This is a genomic window from Jeotgalicoccus huakuii (assembly GCF_036665975.1).
Taxonomy (GTDB): Bacteria; Bacillota; Bacilli; order Staphylococcales; family Salinicoccaceae; genus Jeotgalicoccus; species Jeotgalicoccus marinus.
In genome coordinates this window covers 1-233 of the sequence record NZ_JAVIYN010000050.1, presented here as the reverse complement: position 1 = coordinate 233, position 233 = coordinate 1, and the positions used below count along the sequence as shown (strand labels likewise).

Annotated in this window: 1 protein-coding gene; it reads left to right on the top strand. The window is 42.1% G+C overall.

Annotation, left to right across the window (positions count from 1 at the left end; all coding sequences use genetic code 11):
• Positions 1-10: 10 nt before the first annotated feature.
• The coding region (locus V6E76_RS11470) for a transposase (RefSeq protein WP_499797822.1) at positions 11-233 on the top strand (223 nt) is incomplete at its 3' end.

The following is a 233-nucleotide window of genomic DNA, read 5'->3' as shown; positions in this document are numbered from 1 at the left end:
ATCAAATGAGATGCAGTCAAACCATTGGGAGTATAACGAAATGGATGATTATTACGTGTGTCCAAACAACCGTCGGTTACCCTTTAAACGACACACCACACGAACGGACCGATATGGCTATCAACGGATCATCAAAATCTATGAATGCGAAGATTGCCGGGACTGCCCATTAATGGCATTGTGTAAATCATCAACAACCGATCGTCCCAAACAAATCCAAAAGAATATGAACC